Source organism: Nitrobacter sp., from assembly GCF_047149785.1.
In the GTDB taxonomy this organism is placed as follows: domain Bacteria; phylum Pseudomonadota; class Alphaproteobacteria; order Rhizobiales; family Xanthobacteraceae; genus Nitrobacter.
This window is the reverse complement of sequence record NZ_BAAGBE010000001.1, coordinates 296787-314995: the sequence shown is the minus strand read 5'-3', so window position 1 is coordinate 314995 and position 18209 is coordinate 296787. Positions and strand designations below refer to the sequence as shown.

The following is an 18209-nucleotide window of genomic DNA, read 5'->3' as shown; positions in this document are numbered from 1 at the left end:
CGTATCCCCATGATCCTTGCATCATAGCGGCGCTCTTGCCAAAACCTGAGAATATTCCGGGGCACGAGGCAGCAGTGAAGCGATTTGCGGATTTGACGGAACGGGAGATCCTGGCGCTCGCCATCTCCAACGAAGAGGAAGACAGCCGCATCTACCACGGATTCGCCGAAGGGCTGGTCGAGCCGTTCCCCGCTTCCGCCGCTGTCCTCTCCGGCATGGCGGAGGAAGAAGTTCGCCATCGCGGCAGGCTGTTCGATCTCTACCGCGAAAAATTCGGCGACCGCCTGCCGCTGATCCGCCGTCACGACGTCAAGGGCTTCATCAAGCGAAAGCCGCTGTGGCTGACGCGGCCGCTCGGCCTCGAGCAAATACGTCCTGGGCATGGAGAAGGAGGCGGCGCGGTTCTATCGCAAGGCTGCGGAAACGACGCGCGATGCATCGATCCGCGAATTGCTGATCGGCCTCGCCGAGGAGGAAGACAGGCACGATTCGCTGGCCGGGCAGCTCACCGCGAAACATCTGACGGAGAAGGTCAAAGCCGGCGAGTCCGACAGCGAGCGCCGCGCGTTCGTTTTGCAATATGTGCAGCCGGGCCTTGTCGGGCTCATGGACGGCTCGGTCTCGACGCTGGCGCCGCTGTTCGCGGCCGCCTTCGCAACCCACAAACCGTTCGAGACTTTTCTAGTCGGTCTTGCGGCTTCCGTCGGCGCCGGCATTTCCATGGGATTCGCCGAAGCGCTATCCGACGACGGCACGCTGAGCGGCCGCGGCTCGCCATGGATCCGCGGCGGCGTATGCGGGCTGATGACGGCGGTCGGCGGCCTCGGCCACACCCTGCCCTACCTGATCCCGGATTTCTACGTGGCCACGGTGCTGGCGGTCGCCGTCGTGATCGTCGAACTCGGCGTCATCTCCTGGGTGCGCCACCGCTTCATGGATACGCCGTGGCTGCAGGCGACGTTCCAGATCGCGGTCGGCGGCGCGCTGGTGTTTCTCGCCGGAATCCTGATCGGCAGCGCCTAGCGCATGATCCGGAAAAGTGAGCACCGGTTTTCCGGAGAGATCATGCGATAAGAAAATCCACGATGTTTGTCCGTTCGATAATAGTGTCACCATAATGACCGCGTTCACGCTCGCACACCTCTCCGATCCGCATCTGGCGCCGCTGCCGGCGCCGCGGCTGCATCAGCTCGCGGGCAAGCGCGCCCTCGGCTATCTGAACTGGCGACGCGATCGCCACAAGATTCACCGGCGCGACGTGCTTGATACGCTGGTCGCCGATCTCAGGGCGCAATCGCCCGGCCACATCGCGATCACCGGCGATCTCGTCAATCTCGCGCTTCCGGACGAATTCACGCAGGCACGCGCCTGGCTCGAAAGCGTCGGCGCGCCCGCCGACGTCACCCTCGTTCCCGGCAATCACGATGCCTATGTTCGCGTGACGACAAAACAGACCTCCCAATGGGCCGAATATATGCGCGGCGACAGCGCCGGCACCGGAGCGCCGCTTTCGTTTCCGTTCCTGCGCCGTAGAGGACCGCTGACGCTGATCGGCGTGTCGTCCGCGGTGCCGACACGGCCGTTCATGGCCACCGGTTCGCTGAGACGCAGCCAGCTCGATATGCTGGAGCAGGGTTTTTCACAGATCGCGGATGAGCCGAGCTTTCGCGTGCTGCTGATCCATCATCCGCTGTCTTCAAAAGCCTCGTACAAGCGGCTGACCGATGCGGACGCGTTGCTGGCGCTCATCAAGCGGCATCGCGTCGATCTGATCCTGCACGGGCACGATCACGTTCGTTCCACCATGTGGTTCGAGGGACCGCTCGGCCGCGTGCCGGCCATCGGCGTGCCATCGGCGTCGGCGACGCCGCACCGGAACTATCCGGCCGCCGCCTACAACCTGTTTTCGATCTCGCGCGAAGGCGATTCGTGGCGCTGCGAGCAGCGGGTGCGCGGCTTTGCCGATGGTGCGGCGGTCGAGAAAGCGGAGGTTACCGAACTGCAGCGGGTTCAGTTGATCTAGAGTCTTTCACCGTTTCATGGAAACGGTGAAACTCTAGCTTCTTGATTTGACGCGTTTCTTCACGCGAACCGGATTCCACTTCGCTCGAAAACGCTCTTGACCTGCTCGCTCACGCCTCACGACCACTTGTGGAAAATGAAGAATGCGCCGAGCGCTACGAACGCAAAGCCGAGAGCATGATTCCATCCCAGCGGCTGCTTCAGATACATCACCGAGAAGCCGGCGAACACAATGAGGGTAATCACTTCCTGAATGGTCTTCAGTTGAGCCGCCGAATAGACCGCGCTGCCCCAGCGATTGGCCGGCACCGCAAACCAGTATTCGAACAAAGCTATGCTCCAACTGATCATAATGACCAGAGGAAGCGGGCTCTCCTTGAATTTCAGATGCCCGTACCAGGCGAATGTCATGAAAACGTTCGAACAGAACAGCATCAGGATCGGCAGAAGCCACGACGGGATCGTGAAGGGCATGATTTCGGCTTTCGAAAATGGCCGGAGGAAAGCGACGACCGTTCGCACCCTGTATCCACGTGAAGCGAGAGGTCGCTATGTTGCACGAACTTCTTAAACACCAGCACCGGAAGTGCCCAAGGCTCAACTCCCGGTCCGGAAATAAGGCTCGACCGTACCGGTGAGCTTGATGGTCAGCGGATTTCCATGGCGGTCCCTGGCATTGCCGGCGGCGACACGTATCCAGCCTTCGCTGACGCAATACTCCTCGACATTGTTCTTCTCGACGCCCTTGAAGCGGATGCCGATATCGCGCGAAAGAATCTCTGCGTCGTAATGGGGGCTGCGCGGGTCGGTCGACAAACGATCGGGCAACTGATTGGTCGCGGTCTGGTCGGTCACAGCAGAGCCTCGATTTCCTTGGTCAGGGTTTTCGGCTTTGTCGTCGGTGCGTGGCGGGCGACGACGTTGCCCTGCCGATCTACCAGAAATTTCGTGAAATTCCACTTGATCGACGCGCCGAGCAACCCGGACTTCTCACGCTTCAGATACTTGTAAGGCGGGTGCGCCTGATCGCCGTTGACCTCGATCTTCTCGAACATCGGAAAGGTCACGTCATACTTGGTGGAGCAGAACTGCCGGATATCAGTGGACGATCCCGGCTCCTGCTTGCCGAACTGATTGCAGGGGAAGCCGAGCACCGAAAATCCACGCGGCTTCATGGCCCGATAGAGTTCCTCGAGGTCCTTGTATTGCGGCGTGAAGCCGCAGGCGCTCGCGGTATTCACGATCAGAAGGACCTGGCCTTCGAACTGCCTCAATGCGCAAGGCTCGCCGGCCAGCGTGTTGGCGGAAAAATCAAAGACACCAGACATAAGAACCTTCCGTTCAGGCGCCGGCGCGACCGACCATTCCGAATTCAGTGCCGCGTCGAAGATCGATCAACCGAATCCAGGATGGCTTCGGTAAACGGAAATTCGAGGACGATTTCACCGGCAGCGTCGGTAACCTCCAGCACGGCATTGAGAATGGCGCGCTGTTCACCGTCCGCCTTGAGAATTTCCCGGATCGTCGTTCGCGCGGCGCGCCAGGCGTGGTCGGGATCGCGCAGCTCCTCGCCCTCGGGATCGAGGATCAGGTCGCTTCCGATGCGGGTGTTGAAGAAATATCGGGGCATGGACGAACCTTTAACGGCCGAGCGTGAACCTGTCAGCCGGCTGTTCTCACGAGTTCTTTATCCGAGGGCGGGATCGGACGACAAGACCCGCGCCGCCATCGGCTTGATCCTGTCGCCAAATTGCGCCCGCCTCAAGAACTCCTGATCAAGCCTATGCGGCGACGCCGAAGCGAACCGTGCTGCGTATTCGATGCGTACGGACTTGCCATGACTCGTCGAGCCGGTCCCGGCAGCCTCCGGACGGGATCAATATTCCGCCAAAAACGTTATGAGAGTGGCAAGCTCGCCCTTGATGAGGCCATTTTTTGCCGGCCAACTTGACAAACCTCGCTGGCGGGCCAGAAAATTCCTTCAGACGGCGCGGCGTCAGAACACAGAAGAACATCATGAATCCTGTCAAAGAACTGCAAAGTCACGGCCAGGCCGTCTGGCTCGATTTTCTCGCGCGCGGCTTCATCGCCAGGGGCGACCTGAAACATCTCGTCGAGACCGACGGCGTCCGCGGGGTCACCTCCAATCCGTCGATTTTCGAGAAAGCCATCGGGAATTCTGACGAATATGACGGCGCCATCGCCGCCATTCTTGAAAAAGGCGACAGGTCCGTGGCCGGCCTTTACGAGCAGCTCGCAGTCGAGGACATCCAGCACGCCGCCGACGTGCTGCGGCCCGTCTATGACGAACTCGATGGCAGGGATGGTTTCGTCAGCCTGGAGGTCTCGCCCTATCTGGCCAATGATACAAACGCGACGATTATCGAGGCCGAGAGGCTGTGGAAATCCGTCAACCGCAAGAACCTGATGATCAAGGTGCCCGCGACGCCGGAGGGACTGCCCGCCATCCGCCATCTGATCGCCGCAGGCATCAGCATCAACATCACGCTGCTGTTCTCGCAGAAAGTCTATATCGAGGTCGCAGAGGCGTATCTGGCGGGACTTCAGGAGTATATTCGCAAGGGCGGCGATCCCTCGCACGTCGCGAGCGTCGCCAGTTTCTTCGTCAGCCGCATCGATAGCGCCGTCGACAAGCAACTCGACGAGAAGATCGCTCAGGCCAACGATCCGGCGGAAAAGCAGCGCCTCGCATCGCTCAAGGGCAAGATCGCCATCGCCAACGCCAAGCTCGCCTATCAGGACTACAAGCGACTGTTTGCGGGCGAGGCCTGGCAGGCGCTGGAAGCCAAGGGCGCGCGGCCGCAGCGGTTGCTGTGGGCCTCGACCGGGACCAAGAACAAGGATTATAGCGACGTTCTCTACGTGGAGGAACTGATCGGCAGGGACACGGTCAACACCGTCCCCCCGGCAACTCTTGATGCCTTTCGCGATCACGGCAGGCCGCGCGACAGCCTCGAGGACAATCTCGATGAGGCGCGGCAAACGCTCGCCGCGCTCGCGAATGCGGGAATTTCGCTTGATGCGGTCACCCGGAATCTCGTCAAGGAAGGCGTGCAATTGTTCGACGATGCGGCCGACAAGCTGCTCGGCGCCGTCGCCCGCAAACGGGCGAAAATTCTCGGCACCACCCTCGGCCAGCAGACGCTGTCCCTTGGCCCGGCCATGGCGAAATCCGTCGCGGAGCAGACGGAGGACTGGCGGGCCGCCGGTACCGTCCGCAAATTGTGGCAGCGGGATAAGACCGTCTGGACCGGCGCGGACGAAAACAAATGGCTGGGCTGGCTCAGGAGCCCCGCCGCGGAATTCGACCGCGCGGCCGACTACGAGGACTATGCGCAGCGGGTGAAGAAGCAGCACTTCACCGACGCGGTCGTTCTCGGCATGGGCGGATCGAGCCTGGGCCCGGAGGTGCTGGCGACGACGTTTGCGAAGGCCGCCGGTTTCCCGAAACTTCATGTGCTGGACTCCACAGACCCCGCCCAGATCCGTGCGCTTGAGGCTGCCATCGATATCGCAAGGACCGTCTTTATCGTATCCAGCAAGTCCGGCGGCACCACCGAGCCGAATGTGCTGAAGGACTATTTTCACGCGCGTGTGGCGAAGGCTGTCGGCGCGGACAAGGCAGGCCATCGCTTCATCGCGGTCACCGACCCCGGCTCGTCGCTCGACAAGGAAGCGGCAAAGCTCGGTTATGCCCGCACGTTTCACGGCGACCCCGCAATCGGCGGCCGTTATTCGGTGCTATCCCCGTTCGGCCTGGTCCCGGCCGCGACGGCTGGAATCGACGTGACGGGATTACTCGGGAGCACCCTCGTCATGGCGCGGTCCTGCGGCGCCGACGTGCCTCCGCAGGACAATCCCGGCGTCCAGTTCGGTCTGGCCATGGGTCTCGCCGGGCGCGAAGGCCGCGACAAGATCACGATCCTGTCGTCACGGAAAATCGCCGATTTCGGCGCATGGGCGGAGCAGTTGATCGCCGAATCGACCGGCAAGGAAGGCAAGGGCCTGATCCCGATCGAAGGCGAGCCGCTCGGCGATGCAAGCCTCTACGGCAACGACCGTTTCTTCATCGACATCCGCACCATCGGCGATGACGACGTCGCCCATGACGAAAAACTGCGCGCGCTGGAGAACGCCGGACATCCGGTGGTCCGGATCGTGATGAAGTCGATCGATCAGATCGGCCAGGAGTTCTTCCGGTTCGAGATGGCGGTCGCGGTCGCCGGCGCGGTCCTCGGCATCAATCCGTTCAATCAGCCGGACGTCGAGGCCGCCAAGGTCAGGACCCGCGAGTTGACGGCCGCGTTCGAAAAGACCGGCAGGCTTCCGGACGAGGAGCCCGCGGTTTCCACCGCCGGTTTCGATCTCTACACCGACGCTGAAAATGCACGCGCCTTGCGCGAGAAAGGCGCAGACGGCGATCTGCCCTCATGGCTCAAGGCGCACTTCGCGCGCACGGAGCCCGGCGACTACGTCGCGCTGCTGGCTTACATCGCGCGTGACCACGAGCATATCGGCGACCTGCAGCGGATGCGCCTCGCGGTGCGCGACCGGGAAAAAGTCGCTACCTGCGCCGAGTTCGGCCCGCGCTTCCTGCATTCGACCGGCCAGGCCTACAAGGGCGGCCCCGACAGCGGCGTCTTCCTTCAGATCACCGCCGACGACGCAAGAGACCTGAAAATCCCCGGCCGGAAAACAAGCTTCGGCATCATCAAAACGGCGCAGGCGCGCGGCGATTTCGATGTGCTCACCGGGCGCGGACGGCGAGCGCTGCACGTGCATCTGAAGGGCGATCTTCGATCCGGCCTGTCGCGACTCGGCGACGCGATCACCGAGGCTCTGAGTTGATCGGCATCCCTCGAGGCTCTCGCGATGGCGGCAAGCCCGGCGCGCTCACGCAAATGCGATGACGCGTCGGGAACAAATATTCCTCTGGTGCATATGCCCTTCACCACTTCCCTCGACGACCGCCGACTTCAACGCCGTCCAATCCCCCTGAACACATTCCGAAGGCGGTGTTGCGCAACACCCTGAAACGCAAGCATCATTTAGCCTCAGACAGCGTTTGGGATACCCATTCCGTCTGCCGGCGCCCGAATGGAGGATTGGACGAATGCAGATAGGCATGATCGGCTTGGGGCGAATGGGGGCCAACATCGTTCGCCGGCTGATGAAAAAGGGAGGCCATCAGGCCGTCGTCTACGACAAAAACGATCAGGCCGTCGCCACGGTCGCCGCAGAGGGAGCGACGGGCGCGAGCGATCTCGAAGACTTCATCAGGAAGCTCGAAAAGCCCCGCGCCGTCTGGGTCATGCTGCCTGCCGGCGCGATCACGGAGTCCACCATCGAGACGATCGCCGGACTGCTTGAACGCGACGACGTCGTCATCGACGGCGGCAACACCTTCTGGCAGGACGACATCCGGCGGGCGAGGACACTGCGCGAGAAAGGCATCCATTACGTCGATGTCGGCACCAGCGGCGGAGTCTGGGGCCTTGAGCGCGGTTACTGCATGATGATCGGCGGCGACAAGGCGGTGGTCGACCGGCTCGATCCTATTTTCGCGACAATGGCGCCCGGCCGCGGCGACATTCCGAGAACGCCGAGCCGTGACGGCCGCGATCCGCGCGTCGAACAGGGATATCTCCACGCCGGTCCGGTCGGCGCCGGCCATTTCGTCAAGATGGTGCACAACGGAATCGAATATGGCCTGATGCAGGCCTATGCCGAAGGTTTCGACATTCTCAAGAACGCGAACGTCGATGCCCTGCCGGAGGATCATCGTTTCAAGCTCGATCTCGCCGACGTTGCCGAGGTCTGGCGGCGCGGCAGCGTCATTCCCTCCTGGCTGCTCGATCTCACGGCGGCTGCGCTGGCCCGCAGCGAGACGCTGGAAGCCTATTCGGGATTCGTCGCGGATTCCGGCGAGGGTCGCTGGACGGTCAACGCCGCAATTGACGAAGCCGTCCCGGCCGACGTCCTGACGGCGGCGCTGTTCGCGCGATTCCGTTCGCGCCGGCAACATACGTTCGCCGAAAAAATCCTCTCGGCGATGCGCGAGGGATTCGGCGGTCACAAGGAGCCGGGAGAAGTGGACTCCTCCGCGAAGCAGAGGACCGCGAGCTGATGACGGACGCAAGCAACAAGCCGCGCAGGCCCGAGCCCTGCTGCTTCGTCATCTTCGGCGTTACCGGCGATCTCACCCATCGCCTCGTCATTCCCGCCCTCTACAATCTCGCCGAATCCGACCTGCTGCCGGAGCAGTTCTGCATCGTCGGCATCGTCCGCAAGCAGATGTCGGAAGACGACCTCCGGCAAAGCCTGATGGAGGGATTGAACAAGCACGCCACGCGGCCCGTCAAAGAAGACATTGCCCAAAGGGTGCTTCGTTGCCTGACCTGTCTGGAAGCCGATCCGTCCGATCCCGCCTCGTTCGACACGTTGAGCAAGGCGTTTGAAAAGCTGGAGACCGAAAAGGGAACGTGCGGCAATCGCCTGTTCTATCTTGCGGTCCCCCCTGCCGCATTCGCGCCGATCGCCGAACAACTCGGCCGGGTCGGCTTGCTCCGCGAACAGCACGGCGCCTGGCGCAGGCTGGTGGTCGAAAAACCGTTCGGCACCGACCTTGCGTCGGCCAAAGCCCTCAACGACAAGCTGCTCAAGATCGCCGACGAGCATCAGATCTATCGGATCGATCACTATCTCGGCAAGGAAACGGTCCAGAACATTCTCGTGCTTCGCTTCGCCAACGGGATGTTCGAGCCGATCTGGAATCGCAACCACATCGACCATATTCAGATCACCGTCGACGAAAAGCTCGCGGTCGGGCATCGCGGCAGTTTCTACGACGTGACCGGAGCGCTGCGGGACATGGTGCCGAACCACCTGTTCCAGTTGCTGTCGCTCGTGACGATGGAGCCGCCGAGACGATTCGAAGCCAGCGCGGTGCGCTCGGAAAAGGCGGAAGTGCTTGCGGCAATCCAGACCCAGACCCCCGCGGAGGCGCTCGGCAACTCCGTGCGCGGGCAATATTGCGCCGGGCAAGACGGCAATGACGCGGTCGGCGATTATCGCAAGACGCCGGATGTGAAACCTGACAGCACCACGGAAACCTATGTGGCGCTGAAGCTGACGATCGACAACTGGCGCTGGGCCGGCGTTCCCTTCTACCTGCGAACCGGCAAGGCGCTCGGCCTGAAGCGCACCGAGGTGGCGATCAAGTTCAAGCAGGCGCCGTTCGCGATGTTCCGCTCCACGCCGGTCGATCGGCTGTCGCAGAACTACCTGGTCATCGGCATCGAACCCGCCGAAGGCATTACGCTGCAATTCAACACCAAGGTGCCCGGCCCCACGATCTCGATCGACGGCGTCGAGATGAAATTCCGCTACAAGGACTACTTCAAGGCGGAGCCGAGCACGGGGTATGAGACGCTGATCTACGATTGCATGATCGGCGACAACATCCTGTTTCAGCGCGCCGATGGCGTGGAAGCCGGCTGGCAGGCAGTTCAGCCGTTTCTCGACGCCTGGAAGAAGGCCGGCGCCGACGGGCTGGTCAGTTACCGGGCAGGCAGCGAAGGCCCGGCCGAGGCCGACGAACTGCTGGCGCGGGACGGCCGCCATTGGCGCAAGCTGACATGACTTCGACTGAAGCCGGCCGCAGGTTTCAGGTCCTGGCGGATGCGCAGGCAGTCGCGACCGAAGCCGCGGAGCATCTGATCGCCCGAATTGCCGAGAGTCGAATCCAGCCGGCGATTTGCCTGACCGGCGGCTCCGGCCCGAAAGCGCTCTACGCGCTGCTGGGGAGTCCGGACTATCGCTCGCGCATCGCCTGGGATCGCGTTCACTGGTTCATCGGGGACGAGCGTTTCGTAAGCGCGGGCGATCCACGCAACAACATGGCGATGGCCAGGGCCATTTTCCTCGACCGCTGCGCTCCGCCCGAGAATATCCATCCCGTCCCGACCGATGCGCCCGATCCGGATACGGCGGCCCGGCTTTACGAGCGCGAACTCCAGACCTTTTACGGCGCGCTCCGCCTGGATGCGACGAAGCCATTGTTCGATCTCGTGCTGATGGGACTCGGACCGGACGGTCACACCGCTTCACTGTTTCCCGGCGACAAGGCGCTCAGCGAAACCGAGCGCTGGGCCGTCGGCGTCGATCACGCCCATGTCGAACCTTTCGTTCCCAGGGTCACCTTGACGCTTCCGGCGCTGGCGTCCTCCCGCGAGATGCTGTTTCTCGTCAGCGGCGAAGCCAAGCGCGACATCCTGTCAAAGATCATGGCGGACGCCGATCTGCCCGGCGCGCGCGCCCAGTCCAACGGCATCACGACGTGGCTGACCGATGCGGCGGCGGCCGGTCGAACGGCATGAGCGACCCGAACCCCGCCTTCCGCGCGCTGATCGTCATGGGCGTCTCCGGATCCGGCAAAAGCACGATCGCGGACGCGCTGGGGCGACGGTTGGGATGGGTCGTGGAAGATGCCGACCAGTTTCACTCCAAAAGCAACATCGAGAAAATGAGCGCCGGCATTGCTTTGACCGACGACGACCGCTGGTCGTGGCTGCGCGCCGTTGCCGCCGAGATCGGGCGCAAGCGCGCAAACGGCACGAGCATCATCATGGCGTGCTCCGCGCTCAAGCGCGCCTACCGGGACATTCTCGTACAGGGTCATCGCGATACCCGCATCGTCTATCTGCGCGGCAACAAGAACCTGATCGCGGATCGCCTCAGGGCGAGAAACGCGCATTTCATGCCGTCGGGGCTGCTCCAAAGCCAGTTCCAGACGCTGGAAGAGCCGACAGAAGACGAACGGCCTATCGTCGTCGATGTCGACGCGACAGTGGATGACATCGCCGATCGCATCCTGACCGTGCTCGAGCGGAGCCAGACAGTTTCATGAATCCCATCTCCCTTGTGATCTCCGACGTCGACGGCACCTTGGTGACGCCTGACAAGCGTTTGACGGAAGCCGCGATCAAGGCGGTGAAAGACCTCGCAGACAGGGATATCGGCTTCACGATCACCAGCAGCCGCCCCGCCTTCGGGATGCGGATGCTGGTCGAGCCGCTCGGTCTCAGGCTGCCGTTCGGCGCCTTCAACGGCAGCCTGATCGTCGATCCCACCCTCAAGGTGCTTCAAAAGGAGGTTATTTCCGCTTCCGCAGCACGGATGGCCATCGACGCGCTGAAAGCACCCGACGTCGATATCTGGCTGTTCACGGCGGATCGCTGGTTCGTCACGCGTGACGACGGGCGCTACATCCCGCATGAGCAGCGCACCATCAAGATGACCCCCGTCATCGTTTCCAGCCTTGACGAATTCACAAACGACGCCTGCAAGATCGTTGGCGTCAGCGCCGACCCCGAGAAACTCGCCCGTTGCGAGATCGCAGTGCGGACGGCGCTCGCCGGCCGGGCGGCGGCTTTCCGTTCGCAAAGCTACTATCTCGACATCACGCCTGCCGGACGAGACAAGGGGACATTCGTGGAAATGATGGCTGAGCACCTCGATATTTCGACGCGCGCCGTCGCCACCATCGGAGACATGCAGAACGATCTGGCCATGTTCGGCAAAAGCGGCCTGTCGTTCGCCATGGGCAACGCGACCGACGACGTAAAGGCGCAAGCCTCCCATGTCACCGACACCAATCAAAACGATGGTTTCGCAAAGGCGATCGATCGGATTATCGCTAGAGCATGATCCCGAAAAGTGAACCGGTTTTCGGAAAAGATCATGTTCAAACAATAAAGATAAGCGACGAGTCTGATTCAACGCGGTTGAAACAGACTCGAACGGGTGAGCTGCTCGAACCGGTGAGCTGCTACGTCTTCGCCCGCTGCATCGCAGGCTTTTGCGCGGCATTGAGATTGTGAATGGTGTTGACAAGCGCGATGTGCGTCAGCGCCTGCGGAAAGTTGCCGGTCAGGCGGCGGGCCGACGTATCGTATTCCTCCGACAGCAGACCGAGATCGTTCGCCACGGCAGTAACCCGCTTCAGCAGCGCCTCGGCGCGCTCAATGTCGCCGCGCAGCACATAGGCATCCGCGAGCCAGAGCGTGCAGGCCAGAAAGGCTCCCTCGATCGGCGGCTGCTCGTCGGACACCGCGCGCGGATCGTGCCGGAGCACGAAACCGTCCGGCATCAGATGTTTCTCGACCGCCGCCAGCAGTCCCGTCACACGCGGATCGGACGGCGGCAGGAAGCCCACCGATGGAATCAGAAGCGTGCTGGCGTCCAGCACCTTCGAGCCGTAGGATTCGACGAATGTGTTTTGCTCGCGGTCGAAGCCGTTCTCGCAGACGTCGCGATGGATGGTATCGCGAAGATCGCGCCAGCGCTCGACCGGCGCGTCGAAGCCGAAATGCTCCGCGCTCTTGATGCCGCGATCGAACGCCACCCAGACCAGTACCTTCGAAGAGACGAAATGCCTGCCCGGACCCCTGATCTCCCAAATGCCGGCGTCCGGCTCATTCCATATCTTTGCAAGATGTTCGAGCAGTTCGCATTCGAGCGCCCAGGTGGTCTGGCCCAGCTTGAGGTCCGCCTCCCTCGATTGATGAAACACGTCCATCAACTCGCCGTAGACGTCGAGCTGCAACTGCGCATGCGCCGCGTTGCCGATCCTGACCGGTTGCGCGCCTTCGTAGCCGGGCAGCCAGTCGGCCTCCCATTCCGTCAGCCGCCGCTGCCCGACAATGCCGTACATGATCTGCATATCGGCGGGCGAGCCCGCGACGGACCGCAGCAGCCAGTCGTGCCAGTCCGAGGCCTCGTCATAATAGCCGCTGTTCATCAACGCGAGCAGGGTGAACGTCGCGTCGCGCAGCCAGCAGAATCGGTAGTCCCAATTGCGGGCGCCGCCAAGTTTTTCCGGAAGCGAAGTCGTGGGCGCGGCAACGATGCCGCCGGATGGCGCGTAGATCATCGCCTTCAGGGCGACCAGCGAGCGCATCGCGATATCACGATACGGCCCGTCATAGTCGAACTTGCCGCACCACTCCCGCCAGAACGTCTCCGTCTCCTTCAACGCTTCCGCCGCATCGATCGGCGGGGGAATGGCGACATGCGATGCGCCGTAGGTCATGACGAACGGAACCGTCTGGCCGGCGCTCACCTCGAAGTCGGCAACCGTCGTCATGTCCTCGCCGTGCGTCTCGACAGAGGTGCGCAACACCAGCATGTCGGGCCCGCAAACGGCGAGGAGCGCCCTGTCCTCCGTGCGGCGAACCCAAGGAACGTTTTTCCCGAAGCCGAACCGGATCACCAGATCCATGCGCATTTTCACGCGGCCGCGATCGCATCGAACCAGCCTGACGATGTCGGACGCCGTTCCGCGCGGAGGCATGAAATCGATCAGGGTCACGGCGCCGTCGGCGGTTTCGAACCGGGTCTCCAGGATGAGGCTGTCACCGCGGTAGCCGCGGGTCGAACGCTCGACCTCGCCCGCGGGAGCGATCCGCCAACGACCATTGCGCTCATCGCCCAGCAGGGCTGCAAAGCAGGCATCCGAATCGAAACTCGGCCAGCAAAGCCAGTCGAGCGACCCCGTGCGGTCAACAAGCGCGACGGTCTCGCCGTCGCCGATGATTCCATAGTCTTCGATATTGCTGGGCAATTGGCAGGGCTCGACGGAATAAAACTGGAAGACTATAGCGGAGCGGATACCGGTGCGCGTGAAGAAAACGCGTCTAATCAAAACCAATGAGCCCCGCTTCTGATTCCATCAGAAGCGGAAAGGCTCTAGCCAGTATTATCCATCGGCTGGCTGTTGGCCACCCCATGAGCTTCCTGTTCGTGGAAACAATTTTATGTGAGTGCAGAAAAGACCCACGCCGCCGGAGCCCACGCGCACGGCGACCGGGGTGACGCGGAACAGTGCAGCTCTCGCCCGCCGGTTAGCGACCATAGCCGGTGGCGCGAGAATAGGCCGGGCGACTTTCCTGAACAGCCCTGCTGGCCGGACTCTTGCGACCTTCGCTGGCCGTCCGCCTGCCGGGCTTCAGTCCTTCGAGGAAGACGGGTTCGGAAAAATAGAATCCCTGCGCGTATCTGATCCGGGTCGCGGCTTGCAGATAAGCGAGTTCCTCGAAGGTCTCGACGCCTTCCGCGATCACCGTCATTCCCAAAGCCTCGCTGAGAGACTCGATCGCCTTCAGGATGCCCTGGCTGCGCGGACGCTTGTGGATATCGACAATGAACGACCGGTCGATCTTGATTTCATCGGCCGTGATATCCGCAAGAGCCGACAGGGACGAATATCCGATACCGAAGTCGTCGATGGAGATTCCAACGCCGAGCCTTCGCAGGATCGGCAGGATTTCTGTCTGGAAACGGGTTTTTGCCACGAACGCATCTTCCGTGACCTCGACGATGAACCGCGCCGGACAGCCGGTCCTTTCGAGCGCCCGCGCGAAGGAAGTCATGAATGCCACATTGCCGGCCTGCTTGGCGGCGACATTGATGCTGATGCCTGCGCCGGCGCCGAAAGTGTCATCGATGAGATCGATGGATCTCATGATCTCGGCCAGGACCAGATGCGTCAGATCGTCGATCAGCCCGAGTTCGACCGCGAGATCGATAAACGTACCAGGTTCCTGTATGATCCCTTCGTCATCGCGCAGCCGGACCAGCGCCTCGATGCCCTTGACCTGCCGGGTCTCGATATCGACCTTGGGCTGGAACGCGCAACAGAAGCGTTTGTCGAGAATCGCGAGCCGCAGCGACTGTTCGATCTCCATTCGGGTCAAAGCCTCGTGCTGCATCCCCGAATCGAAAATGGCGGCCGCGCCTTTGGTTTCGTTCTTGATGCGATACATCGCGGTGTCAGCGTTCTGGCGCAGCACGTCGTAACTGCTGCCGTGATCCGGATAGATGCTGACCCCGATCGATGCCGATGCGAACAATTCCGATCCGTCGATGAAAAACGGCGCCTTGAGCCGCTGCAACACGAATTCGATGTATTCGGCGACCTCTGCGTCGCTCTCGACGGGGTTCAGCAGAAGCAGAAACTCGTCGCCGCTGATCCGGGACAGCATATCGGTGGCACGAAGACCAAGACCCAGACGCCTGGCGACCTCGACGAGAAGCCCGTCACCGGACGCATGGCCGTAATAGTCGTTGATGTGCTTGAAATTATCGATATCGAGAAATGCGACCGCAAATCTGACCGGCGATCGTCCCTCACGGATAAGACTGTTGGCGTGTTGCTCAATCACCCGCCTGGTCGGCAACCCCGTCAGTTCGTCGTAGTATGCGCAACGAAAAAGCTCCTGCTCGATCGCCTTTTGCCGGCTGATATCGACAGAACTCGAAAGCAGGAGTTTTCTGTTCGAAATCAGGACAGGCTTGTGCGTGGTGAGATAGGACTTTGTCGCATGATCCGTCTGGATCAGCTCTTCGGATATCCTGGTCTTGGCCGATTGCAGCACCCGCCGGGCAAGATGCCTGCGATTGTTCAATTCTCCGGAAAGGAAACGGGTGCCCGACGTCGCTTCAACGATGTCACGTGCCGGCATATTGAATTGCGCCGCGGCGGCGGCATTCACGAGAACGAAATTTCCCTCCTCGTCCTGAACCGTCACCCCTGCGGGAAGCGATCCGACGACTTTGCTCAGGAAATTCAGCCGGGCGGAAATGCTGTCGTTGAAACACAAACCTGTTCGATCGATTTGCAAACCATCTGACGCTAACGTTGCCCCCTCGCTCGCGACAACAGACATTTTGCTCCGCTCAGGCGCACCGGACATGAACCTTCCCAACCCTTCACCACGCACTGAAAGGGGAAACTCCCGGACTTTCAGGCTCTTGCGAATTACAACCGGCTGGGCGCAAACATAAGTACGACGGCCCTTCCTTCCGCAGCAGAAGGATAGTTCCGTCACCTTGTAGGTTGGTTAAATCGGACGCACAAACAGAGCCGCATCTTCCACACGGGCGCAGCGATGCCGGTTCGATCCGGGTTATTGTTACCGATACATGAACGCGGCACCGGATATATCTACCGTCCGCCGCCTTGCGTCCAATGTCGCGCGACAATCACGCGATTCAACGTTCGCTTTTGACGTGGAGCGCCGAGACGCTCCACGTCTGGGACCTGGCGTCAGCGCACCAGGATCTTGTCCCCATGACCCATCGAGGGATCGGCCTTGTTGCTGAACATGATGATCGCGATCGCGCCGGAAAGCGCGGCCCGCATGGAATGGTTCACCAACGCATAGGCGCCTTCCTTCGGCGAGATGAGATCGAACGTCGCGGCGTCGCCCGGCGCAAGCGTGTAATTCTGCATCCCCACCAGCACGTTCTTCGGGTTGCCGGAGGGATAGACCCTGTCCCAGATGCCTGCGATCGGATGAAATCCGGAAAACTCGTTGGGACCGGCATTGACCATATAGATGCGCACGCGCTCACCAGGCTTGGCCTCGAGAGTCTGCGTCGCGTGCTCATCATGCACCGGGTCATACTGGAACGGAACGGCGTTGAAGGCGTCGTGCTTCCACTTGTTCGCCATCATGCTGTCGACGTCTTCAGGATTATCGAACATCTGATGCTCGATCAGAACGTATTCGCGATCGGCCTTGGGCATAGCATTGGGATCCTTGGGATCGATGATGACAGCCCCGATCATGCCGCGGGCAATATGCTGGATCATCGGATCAGCACCGCAATGATAGAAGAATACACCGGGGTGCTCTGCAACATACGAGAAGGTCTTGGTCTCGCCGGGTTTGATCGGCGCAAACTGCGTCAGAACATCGGCGCGCGCGGAGTGCATGTCGATGGAATGCGATTTCTTGTTGGCGGCATCGTTCTTCAAGGTGAATTCGATGGTATCGCCTTCGGTCGCCCGGATCAGCGGACCAGGAATCTCGCCGTTGTAGGTCCAGGCGGCGAACGTGTGGCCCTCGTTATCGGCCGGCAAAGTAACCTCCTTGGCCGTCAGTTCGACCTTGACGGTCTTGGCCTGGGCCGCGGTGATCGCGGCGCCGGCCAGTATGAGAGCGGCCGCGAGGCCCCCCGTGATCGCGCTCTTCTTCAAACCTGCAGTCGTCATTGAAATCGATCTCCCCTTCACAATCGCTCTCCGCTTCATGATTTGGTACGGCTTCCCCGTTTGATTCACTTCCCGCATTTGCAAACCTGCCTCAGATACTTGGCCAGACCTTTGATCTGGTCTTTCGACAGGACGTGACCCCAGGTCGGCATCAGCACCGACTTGTTGACGGCGAGTCCCCCTTCCGTGATGGCCTTGACCAGTTCGTCATCGGAGGTGTCGCCCATGCTCTTGGCATCGGTGTGATCGCGCGGCTTCACCGAAAGCGCGGGCACGTTGATGCCGGTGCCGTTGCGCTGGAGGCCGTGACACTGCACGCAATAGACACCGTAGATCTGCTCGCTCGACTGGTCGGCCTGGCTCGTCGATGACGCGAGCAGCACAACCAGACCGGCCATGGCCGCCACCATTTGCGTTTTCATCACTTGCCTCCTTGGCCCAGTTGCACCAGAAACGCGGTTAGTCGCTGGATATCCAGATCCTTCAAATTCGACGTCGGCATCCAGATGTGCGGTTCGAAACGCTGCGGATTGGCCGTGTAGGCGGCGATGAAATCGGGCTGCAGCCGCGCTCCGGCATCGGTCAACCGCGGTCCGGAAAGACCGCCTTCGCCTTTGTCGCCTTGATGGCACGCGACACAGCCACGAAACTTGACGAACGCAAGCGAGCCCATGCGCGCGCCCTTCATATCGCCCTTGAAGGCGCCGGCCGGAACGAGATCGGCAGGGGCTTTCAAAGCCATCAACGCCGCCGCGGCCGCTTCGGCATCCGCCTTCTTCAGCTTCGGGTGCGCCGGGATCGTGGACTGGTCGACCTCATCATGCTTGGCGCCCTTCTTGATGTGCTTGAAATACGGAAAGCCGGCAGGACGTATGGGTTTGGGATCCTGCAACCAGGACACCAGCCAATCCTTGTTGAACTTGCTGCCGGCATACCAAAGGTCTGGACCCTTGAGGTTCATCAGCCTGTCCAGCGACGTGTCGGTCGGCTTGACCAGCGCGTGACAACTGCCACAGCTCGGATCCAGTTTATCGGCAGCGCTGGCGCTGCTCAGGAATGCCGCGGTCAAACCGGCGACGACGAGTAAAAGCCCTTTCATATCTACTCT

General features: G+C 61.4%; 17 protein-coding genes and 1 pseudogene. 9 read left to right on the top strand and 9 right to left on the bottom strand.

Translation table 11 applies throughout. The features are described 5' to 3' along the window. Positions 1-74: 74 nt before the first annotated feature. Positions 75-1023, top strand: a pseudogene (mbfA, locus tag ACMDCM_RS01405) (iron exporter MbfA). Positions 1024-1117: 94 nt separating this feature from the next. Further along, on the top strand, positions 1118-2023 hold the full coding sequence (locus ACMDCM_RS01400; protein WP_412771894.1) for a metallophosphoesterase family protein: 906 nt from the start codon (positions 1118-1120) through the stop codon (positions 2021-2023). Between the two features lie 116 nt (positions 2024-2139). Here the strand turns inward: ACMDCM_RS01400 and ACMDCM_RS01395 are convergent, their stop codons facing one another. From ACMDCM_RS01395 to ACMDCM_RS01380, 4 genes are all read right to left on the bottom strand, one after another. Then, positions 2140-2496, bottom strand: a complete 357-nt coding sequence (locus ACMDCM_RS01395; RefSeq protein WP_412771893.1) for a DMT family protein — start codon at positions 2494-2496, stop codon at positions 2140-2142. A 123-nt stretch (positions 2497-2619) separates the two neighbouring features. Then, the gene (locus ACMDCM_RS01390; protein ID WP_412771892.1) at positions 2620-2877 is read right to left on the bottom strand and encodes a DUF3297 family protein; all 258 of its coding nucleotides are present in this window, start codon (positions 2875-2877) and stop codon (positions 2620-2622) included. Next, a complete protein-coding gene (locus ACMDCM_RS01385; RefSeq protein WP_412771891.1) occupies positions 2874-3350 on the bottom strand; it encodes a glutathione peroxidase in 477 nt (158 codons plus the stop codon). The genes ACMDCM_RS01390 and ACMDCM_RS01385 overlap by 4 nt, the downstream gene beginning before the upstream one ends. A 44-nt stretch (positions 3351-3394) precedes the next feature. Continuing rightward, the gene (locus ACMDCM_RS01380) at positions 3395-3652 is read right to left on the bottom strand and encodes a DUF6894 family protein (RefSeq protein WP_412771890.1); all 258 of its coding nucleotides are present in this window, start codon (positions 3650-3652) and stop codon (positions 3395-3397) included. Between ACMDCM_RS01380 and ACMDCM_RS01375 the strand changes: the two genes are divergently transcribed. The 7 genes from ACMDCM_RS01375 to ACMDCM_RS01345 all read left to right on the top strand — a co-directional run bounded on the left by ACMDCM_RS01375 (position 3651) and on the right by ACMDCM_RS01345 (position 11751). Then, a complete protein-coding gene (locus ACMDCM_RS01375; protein WP_412771889.1) occupies positions 3651-3797 on the top strand; it encodes a hypothetical protein in 147 nt (48 codons plus the stop codon). The two genes, ACMDCM_RS01380 and ACMDCM_RS01375, sit on opposite strands and share 2 nt — an antisense overlap. Positions 3798-4038: 241 nt before the next feature. Then, the gene (locus ACMDCM_RS01370) at positions 4039-6891 is read left to right on the top strand and encodes a bifunctional transaldolase/phosoglucose isomerase (RefSeq protein WP_412771888.1); all 2853 of its coding nucleotides are present in this window, start codon (positions 4039-4041) and stop codon (positions 6889-6891) included. A 265-nt stretch (positions 6892-7156) separates the two neighbouring features. Further along, entirely contained in the window at positions 7157-8170 is a 1014-nt protein-coding gene (gnd, locus tag ACMDCM_RS01365; protein WP_412771887.1) for a phosphogluconate dehydrogenase (NAD(+)-dependent, decarboxylating), read from the top strand. Beyond that, a complete protein-coding gene (gene zwf / locus ACMDCM_RS01360; protein ID WP_412771886.1) occupies positions 8170-9684 on the top strand; it encodes a glucose-6-phosphate dehydrogenase in 1515 nt (504 codons plus the stop codon). Before gnd ends, zwf begins: the two co-directional genes overlap by 1 nt. Beyond that, on the top strand, positions 9681-10421 hold the full coding sequence (gene pgl, locus ACMDCM_RS01355; RefSeq protein WP_412771885.1) for a 6-phosphogluconolactonase: 741 nt from the start codon (positions 9681-9683) through the stop codon (positions 10419-10421). The genes zwf and pgl overlap by 4 nt, the downstream gene beginning before the upstream one ends. After that, a complete protein-coding gene (locus tag ACMDCM_RS01350; protein WP_412771884.1) occupies positions 10418-10951 on the top strand; it encodes a gluconokinase in 534 nt (177 codons plus the stop codon). Before pgl ends, ACMDCM_RS01350 begins: the two co-directional genes overlap by 4 nt. Further along, complete coding sequence (locus ACMDCM_RS01345; protein WP_412771883.1) at positions 10948-11751, top strand: HAD family hydrolase; 804 nt, start codon at positions 10948-10950, stop codon at positions 11749-11751. The genes ACMDCM_RS01350 and ACMDCM_RS01345 overlap by 4 nt, the downstream gene beginning before the upstream one ends. A gap of 121 nt (positions 11752-11872) precedes the next feature. On the opposite strand, the gene ACMDCM_RS01340 is transcribed toward ACMDCM_RS01345, so the two are convergent. The 5 genes from ACMDCM_RS01340 to ACMDCM_RS01320 form a co-directional block, all read right to left on the bottom strand. After that, positions 11873-13666 carry a glycoside hydrolase family 15 protein gene (locus ACMDCM_RS01340; RefSeq protein ID WP_412771882.1) on the bottom strand — a complete coding sequence of 598 codons (1794 nt, stop codon included), beginning with the start codon at positions 13664-13666 and terminating at the stop codon, positions 11873-11875. A 280-nt stretch (positions 13667-13946) separates the two neighbouring features. Then, positions 13947-15797 carry an EAL domain-containing protein gene (locus ACMDCM_RS01335; protein ID WP_412771881.1) on the bottom strand — a complete coding sequence of 617 codons (1851 nt, stop codon included), beginning with the start codon at positions 15795-15797 and terminating at the stop codon, positions 13947-13949. A gap of 353 nt (positions 15798-16150) precedes the next feature. Beyond that, complete coding sequence (locus tag ACMDCM_RS01330) at positions 16151-17101, bottom strand: multicopper oxidase domain-containing protein (protein WP_412771880.1); 951 nt, start codon at positions 17099-17101, stop codon at positions 16151-16153. Positions 17102-17166: 65 nt separating this feature from the next. Beyond that, positions 17167-17523 (bottom strand): c-type cytochrome, encoded by a 357-nt coding sequence (locus tag ACMDCM_RS01325; protein WP_412771879.1) that lies wholly within the window; start codon positions 17521-17523, stop codon positions 17167-17169. Next, positions 17523-18200, bottom strand: coding sequence for a c-type cytochrome (locus tag ACMDCM_RS01320; protein ID WP_412771878.1), 678 nt, complete (start codon positions 18198-18200; stop codon positions 17523-17525). The genes ACMDCM_RS01325 and ACMDCM_RS01320 overlap by 1 nt, the downstream gene beginning before the upstream one ends. Positions 18201-18209 lie beyond the last annotated feature (9 nt).

Excerpts from the sequence above, each read along its gene's own strand:
- ACMDCM_RS01330 (WP_412771880.1), bottom strand. The coding sequence starts at position 17,101 with ATGACGACTGCAGGTTTGAAGAAGAGCGCGATCACGGGGGGCCTCGCG.
- gnd (WP_412771887.1), top strand. The coding sequence starts at position 7,157 with ATGCAGATAGGCATGATCGGCTTGGGGCGAATGGGGGCCAACATCGTT.
- pgl (WP_412771885.1), top strand. The coding sequence starts at position 9,681 with ATGACTTCGACTGAAGCCGGCCGCAGGTTTCAGGTCCTGGCGGATGCG.
- ACMDCM_RS01380 (WP_412771890.1), bottom strand. The coding sequence starts at position 3,652 with ATGCCCCGATATTTCTTCAACACCCGCATCGGAAGCGACCTGATCCTC.
- ACMDCM_RS01370 (WP_412771888.1), top strand. The coding sequence starts at position 4,039 with ATGAATCCTGTCAAAGAACTGCAAAGTCACGGCCAGGCCGTCTGGCTC.
- ACMDCM_RS01335 (WP_412771881.1), bottom strand. The coding sequence starts at position 15,797 with ATGTCCGGTGCGCCTGAGCGGAGCAAAATGTCTGTTGTCGCGAGCGAG.
- ACMDCM_RS01320 (WP_412771878.1), bottom strand. The coding sequence starts at position 18,200 with ATGAAAGGGCTTTTACTCGTCGTCGCCGGTTTGACCGCGGCATTCCTG.
- zwf (WP_412771886.1), top strand. The coding sequence starts at position 8,170 with ATGACGGACGCAAGCAACAAGCCGCGCAGGCCCGAGCCCTGCTGCTTC.
- ACMDCM_RS01345 (WP_412771883.1), top strand. The coding sequence starts at position 10,948 with ATGAATCCCATCTCCCTTGTGATCTCCGACGTCGACGGCACCTTGGTG.
- ACMDCM_RS01395 (WP_412771893.1), bottom strand. The coding sequence starts at position 2,496 with ATGCCCTTCACGATCCCGTCGTGGCTTCTGCCGATCCTGATGCTGTTC.
- ACMDCM_RS01385 (WP_412771891.1), bottom strand. The coding sequence starts at position 3,350 with ATGTCTGGTGTCTTTGATTTTTCCGCCAACACGCTGGCCGGCGAGCCT.
- ACMDCM_RS01400 (WP_412771894.1), top strand. The coding sequence starts at position 1,118 with ATGACCGCGTTCACGCTCGCACACCTCTCCGATCCGCATCTGGCGCCG.
- ACMDCM_RS01325 (WP_412771879.1), bottom strand. The coding sequence starts at position 17,523 with ATGAAAACGCAAATGGTGGCGGCCATGGCCGGTCTGGTTGTGCTGCTC.
- ACMDCM_RS01350 (WP_412771884.1), top strand. The coding sequence starts at position 10,418 with ATGAGCGACCCGAACCCCGCCTTCCGCGCGCTGATCGTCATGGGCGTC.
- ACMDCM_RS01375 (WP_412771889.1), top strand. The coding sequence starts at position 3,651 with ATGGACGAACCTTTAACGGCCGAGCGTGAACCTGTCAGCCGGCTGTTC.